The sequence below is a fragment of the Clostridium tanneri genome (genome assembly GCF_033659955.1).
Lineage (GTDB): Bacteria > Bacillota > Clostridia > Clostridiales > Clostridiaceae > Clostridium_AM > Clostridium_AM tanneri.
In genome coordinates, this window is the sequence record NZ_JARUJP010000004.1 from 215,142 (window position 1) to 221,261 (window position 6,120).

At 32.8% G+C, this 6,120-nt stretch carries 5 protein-coding genes; 2 read left to right on the forward strand and 3 right to left on the reverse strand.

Going from position 1 to position 6,120, the window contains the following annotated elements; all coding sequences use genetic code 11:
• Positions 1–46: 46 nt before the first annotated feature.
• Positions 47–1,963 (reverse strand): anaerobic carbon-monoxide dehydrogenase catalytic subunit, encoded by a 1,917-nt coding sequence (cooS, locus tag P8V03_RS05445; protein ID WP_318797098.1) that lies wholly within the window; start codon positions 1,961–1,963, stop codon positions 47–49.
• A 344-nt stretch (positions 1,964–2,307) separates the two neighbouring features.
• Here cooS and spoVB point away from each other — a divergent pair, with 344 nt between their 5' ends.
• A complete protein-coding gene (gene spoVB / locus P8V03_RS05450; RefSeq protein ID WP_261672067.1) occupies positions 2,308–3,813 on the forward strand; it encodes a stage V sporulation protein B in 1,506 nt (501 codons plus the stop codon).
• A 78-nt stretch (positions 3,814–3,891) separates the two neighbouring features.
• Here the strand turns inward: spoVB and P8V03_RS05455 are convergent, their stop codons facing one another.
• Both P8V03_RS05455 and P8V03_RS05460 read right to left on the reverse strand, forming a co-directional pair.
• The gene (locus tag P8V03_RS05455; RefSeq protein ID WP_261672066.1) at positions 3,892–4,509 is read right to left on the reverse strand and encodes a YczE/YyaS/YitT family protein; all 618 of its coding nucleotides are present in this window, start codon (positions 4,507–4,509) and stop codon (positions 3,892–3,894) included.
• Between the two features lie 10 nt (positions 4,510–4,519).
• Positions 4,520–4,927: a MarR family winged helix-turn-helix transcriptional regulator gene (locus P8V03_RS05460; RefSeq protein ID WP_318797101.1), complete on the reverse strand. Its 408-nt coding sequence runs from the start codon at positions 4,925–4,927 to the stop codon at positions 4,520–4,522.
• A 265-nt stretch (positions 4,928–5,192) separates the two neighbouring features.
• Here P8V03_RS05460 and P8V03_RS05465 point away from each other — a divergent pair, with 265 nt between their 5' ends.
• Entirely contained in the window at positions 5,193–6,083 is an 891-nt protein-coding gene (locus tag P8V03_RS05465) for a sulfite exporter TauE/SafE family protein (RefSeq protein WP_261672064.1), read from the forward strand.
• The last annotated feature ends 37 nt before the right edge of the window (positions 6,084–6,120 follow it).

The following is a 6,120-nucleotide window of genomic DNA, read 5'->3' on the forward strand; positions in this document are numbered from 1 at the left end:
AGTAAGTATTATTCAATCTTGATAATATCTACTAGTGCTTTTTTATTTAGCTTAAACCTAATCCTTTTCTCTTTTCATTAATATGTGCCTCTATGTTATTAGCAACCTCAACAGGATCATCACCAAGAGCTATTTTACCACCTGTCATTCCTTCAACGTCTTCAGTAAGAAGTTTTACAGCTTTAGGAGCTCCTGTTAAAAATGGGGTTGGAGACAGGTGAGTGTAAGCACCATAGGCTACAGCAAATACGCCATCTATAGTAGCTTTTTGCTCCATCCATTCCGGTGCAGTTACAGCTATCGGTAACTGAGGTATATCTACGTCTAAATGGTCTGCAAGAGCAGTAACAAGCATAGATATTCTTCCTGTATCAGTACAAGTTCCAAAACTTAATACTGGAGGAATTTTTAATAAATTGCAAACTTCTTTTAATCCATCTCCTGCTATATCTGCTGCTTCTAAACTGCAGAGGCCAGCTACCTCAAGGGCATGGTTTCCACAACCTCCCGCTACTACTAGTATATTTCTCTTTATCAGTTCCTTTGTAAGGTTAACTGTGTTCCAGTCTTGAGGACCGTTTCTTAATGTAGAACAGTTAGCCAAAGCTACTACCCCTTTAATTTTTCCTGCTGAGATTACATCTACTAATGGATCTAGTTTGTTTCCTAAGGCTTGAAGCACTGCCTCTGTAGAAAAGCCTGCAATTGCCTTTTGTGTTATTTTAGGAACCATTGATTCAATTTTTTTATCTTTACGTTTTTTAAAGTTTTCTATTCCAAAGTTAATAAGTTCATTTACCATTTCATCTACCTTATCAGGATGATATGGAATTTTATGTTGCAGTCCTGGTATGTCTATAATAGTGCTTATTGCTACTAATGTTACCTGATACTTTTCAGCATAATGGTCTATTGCAGGAGGTGAACAGTTTTCTTCCATAGCCATAACGTCTACTGTACCAGTGGCAAGCAATGGCTCTATAGTTAACCAGTTTCCCATTAATCCTACGAAAACGTCATCTACGTCAAATCTTTGAAGTAACTCTTGACCAGTTTCTATAGACCCTACTACGCGAAGTCCCTTAGCACCAGCTGCCTTTGCTTTTTCTTGAATTTCAGCTTTTCGTGCCTTTTCTATCATTGCAGCTCCAGCCCATGGTTGATGACCATTAAATACTATATTTACATAGTCCGGGTCCATAATGCCTAAGTCAACGTTTACTTCATGTGGCATTGGAGTTCCAAATAAAATATCTTGAGCCATCTCAAGTCCAATTTGAGCATTATATATAGTAGCTAAACCTAATTTTAATGCCTTAGCTGCCAAAGACACGTGATTTCCATCTACATTTGTCAAACAGCTTGCTACACAATTTTGTTCTTCATGTAAAACTCCCGCTGGATATAAGTTTAAATCTCTCCAAACCTGTTTTCTTTTTCTTGGTGCAAAGGCCTCTACCATTAGATTTTTATCCTCTGAATCAACTCTCATTTGTTCTTCTAAAACATCTGCAAGCTGAATAGCCATTTTATTTACATCTTGGTTTGTATTAATTCCTAACTTCTCACACATCCATCTAAGTTTATTTTCATCCTTAATTTTAAATGGTGTTTTTCCTTCTCCTGTAGCCTTCAATGTTCTAAAAGCCTCATAGGCATGATGGCTATATGTACCTGCACCCATAACATTTTTCAATACTAGATTTCTTATTGCCATGGCATCTGGTCCTATTCCACAGACACCTTTTTCTTGGCCAGTTTTTTCACTAATTCTGCAAGGACCTTGTGAGCATAATTGACAACTTAAACCTTGAAGACAAAATTTACATCTGATTTTTTCTTGCAGTGCCCATCTATCGAATGCATTTGACATTCCATCCTCTCTTATTCTTTTCAGCATTTCCTCTACAGAATCGTGGTAACTTACTCGCCCTTCTGTTCTTTCTAATATGGTTTCACTCATTATTTTACCTCCAATACTTACATTTTCAAGATAAGTTTTCTCTAAAGAATTGAAAAATATTCATAGAGTACCATATTCCTAGTACTTGCCTATATAGTCAGGTTACAGTTAAAATTCTCAATTTCCACAGTCACTTAAATAAATGATACAGATATAAAGAATATAATAAAAACTATTAACATAGTTATTATTATTAGAAAATAAATTAGTAGTTTTCTATAACTCTTAAATTCCATCCTCTAAATCTTTATTTATAACATATGAAATAAATCCCACTATATAAACTACTGATATTTAGAGTTGGGAACATTTTAAACAAAAATAAAATACATAGGAGTTTTTATATGAGAAGAGACAGGTTTTTGAAAAATTCACTTTTATTAATTTCTTCTAATCTAATTACCGGGGTTTTTGGGTTTATATTTTCTATAATACTGTCCCGTGAATTAGGTGCAGAGGGTATGGGACTATATGGCTTAGTAATGCCTATATATGACTTGTTTATATGTCTTATTTCTGGCGGAATGGTTACAGCTATTTCAACCATAGCTGCAATTTATTTCGCAAAGGATGATTTTAGAAATTTAAATAGGTCTATAGATATATCTCTGCTATTTGATTCTGTATGGTCTTTGATTGTTGTATCCTTTGTCTTTGTTAATGCTTCTTTTATAAGTAACTATATAATTAAGGACACTAGAACTTTACACGCCATACAGGTTATGTGTCCTGCTATGATTTTTATAGCTCTTTCTTCTGTTTTAAAAGGGTATTTTTATGGTACCTCTAATATTAAAATTCCAGCTTTTATAGATATATTGGAAAAACTGCTGAGAATAATATTTATCGTGACAATTATAAACGTTTTTGCACTAAAAGGTGTAAAAAGCACAGTAACTGCCGCCTATATAACTCTAGCCATAGGGGAATTATCTAGTTTTATTCTGCTTTACTTTTACTTTAAGGTTAAACAAAGAAGCTATCGTTTTGTTTTTTCCGCTCCAGAGGACAGGCTTCAATTGCTATTTAACATATTAATTATATCCTTTCCTCTTTGCTTAAATGGATTTTTATCTACCGCTTTATCAACGGTATCTGCTTTAATAGTTCCAAGAAGACTAGTAAGCTCTGGTATAGAATATAGTGTTGCTTTATCTATGATAGGAAAATTCAAAGGAATGTCTTTAACTATAATTTTCTTTCCTATGATTATAGTTAACTCTATATCCACAGTGCTTATACCAGATCTTTCAGAAAAGCTAAGTAAAAAAAATTATTGGGAAGCAGAAACGAGAATACTTCAGGTTATTAAAATTGCCTTTTTACTAGGAGTTGCTACAATGATAATTTGTCTCAGTATCCCGGATTCCCTAGGTCAGTTATTCTATAATAGAACTGATTTAGGCTCTTATATAAAGTTTTCTGCCTTAGCAGCCCCTATTACTTTCGTATCTGCCACTACTTTTGGTATACTTAATGGTCTTGGAAAACAAAGTGTTATCCTACGAAATTCAGTAATTGTTTCTATATTTGAGCTTATACTTTTATTTATACTCACAGGAATTTCCTGGATAAATATTTATGGATATGGAATAACCTTAATAATAACCTCTTTTGCATTGCTACTATTAAACATGCATGAGATAAAAAAAATATTCAACATAAATATTACTGCCTATGAAATTATGATATACGTCCTTTTAGCTATTCTTTTATATTTTGTACTAGCTATACTTAATACTTTAATACCTTCCAACTTATTTGTAATTAAGAACTTTATTATAATTGGCTTAGGTTTTTTCCTATCCTTTATATTTATAATATTTGTGGCCAAAAATAACTTTAGTTAAAATGAAATATTAGTAACTAGACAAAAGGACCAAGGCTTTATGCTCTTGGTCTTTTACCATTAGAAATATAATAAAAATTTAAATTCTTGCTAATTGCCTTGTCCAAAACCTCAATGAAGTTTGCATAACAGGCCCAATAAAGAAAATTGTAATAAATGTTCCAAGTGCAACAGGCCCTCCTATGAACCATCCAACTGCTAAAGCCATTATCTCAAGTAGAGTTCTTGATAACCTGACAGAAATAGAAAACTTTTTAGATATAAATAAAGTCATACCATCTCTTGGACCTGCCCCTATTTTAGAAGATACATACATTCCAGAACCAGTTCCCATTAATATAGTCCCTAATACTAGTAATACTGTCCTTTGTACTACTCCTGTGAAGGAAGGGATTAGATTTAAACCCAAGATACTATTTACAAAAAATCCAACTAATACTATATTTAATATGCTCCAAATAGCTGGTCTTTCCTTTTCAAAATAAGCTGTCATTAAAACCATAATAATTCCTACTATTTGAATCCATCTTCCTATAGATAAATTAACTAATCTGTTTAAACCAATATGCAAAACATCCCAGGTGGGAACACCTAAGTTTGCTTTGATTACAGCAGAAACTCCTAATGCCAAAATAAATATTCCTAGTACGAATAGTATTAATCTGAAAGTAAAATTTGCTGCATTTTTTTCTACCATTTTGTCACTCCTAATCTAAATTTTTCATCATCTTTTCCAAAACCCTGTTAAAGACCTCTAGTTCATTTGTATCAATGCCATCTATAGACTCTGCTTGTATATCATTTTCAACTTCCTTCCATATTCCAAACATCCCAGAAGCTTTTTCCGTTAGTTTTATGTGTTTTTCTCTCTTATCAACTCCCTCTTCACGAATTACTAATCCACTCTTTTCCATCCTAATTAACGTCCTAGTAATAGTTGGTGCTTCTACATTTAGGTATCGACTGAGCTGGATTTGTGTGCATTGTTTTCTTTCATGTAAATATAATACAATCGCCCATTGTGAACTATGTAACCCAAGGGGATTAATTTTTTCATTTAATTTCTTAGTAAAGCTTCGAGCTAATTGGTTTATTTTATGGCCGTATATTATCAATTGTACGCCTCCTTCATATACTTACTTAAGTAATTGTTACCTAGGTAAGTATATCTCATAAATCAATAATAATCAAGCATTATAAGTAAACATTGTTGAATTTTAAAAAGAAGCTTTATGGTCACTTTTCTGAATGATGCATAACTTTTTTCAATACTAGATTGCTTATACATTTTATCTTCCAATAATTGTTGTAAAACTTTAATATGTCCTATAAAATAGCATTGTTATTAAAATAACAAAACACTTGAAAGGATGACTATTTATGCTAAAAATTTTACTAGGTATTACCTTAATTATCGGAATTATTTTTACAGTAACCCTTGCCAGAGACTATATTAGAAAGTCTAAAGAAGGAACTCTTGAGAAAGGAAGCTTTCTAATTTCAGGAATTATTGGGATTATTGCAAACTTTTTTGACACCTTAGGCGTTGGAAGTTTCGCTATTGAAACATCTCTCTTTAAAAACTTAAAACTTGTAGATGATAAAAAAATTCCTGGTACCCTTAATGTAGGAGCTACAATCCCTACTATTGTAGAAGCACTTATTTTTCTAACAGTGGTAGAGGTTGAGCCTGTTACACTTATATGTATGATTCTTGCCGCAATTGCCGGTGCTTTAGTAGGTGCAGGAATTATATCTAAACTTAATGAAAAAGCTGTACAAGCATCCATGGGTATCGCTTTAATTGCCATAGCATTTTTAATGGTTGCGGGCCTACTAAATCTTTTCCCTGTTGGTGGTAACGCTATTGGACTTACAGGAACAAAACTTGTGATAGGAATGGTTGGTAACTTTATTTTTGGTGGTCTTAATACTCTGGGAGTTGGTTTATATGCCCCATGTATGGCATTAATATTTGCACTTGGAATGGATCCTAAGATTGCCTTCCCTATAATGATGGGATCTGGGGCTTTATTACTACCATTTGCATCCTTTAAATTCATAAAGTCAGAAACTCATTCTACTAAAACTTCTACTGCTATTAATATATGTGGTCCTATAGGAGTTTTAATAGCCGCTTATCTTGTTAAGACTTTACCGCTTAACACATTAAAATGGCTAGTAGTTTGTGTTGTATTATACACATCCTTTACTATGTTTAAATCCTTTATGGCGAAAAAAGAAACAAGAGAACTTAATCAATCAGCATAGATATAAAGAGAGATACGGCAAAACTTACCCAAAATAT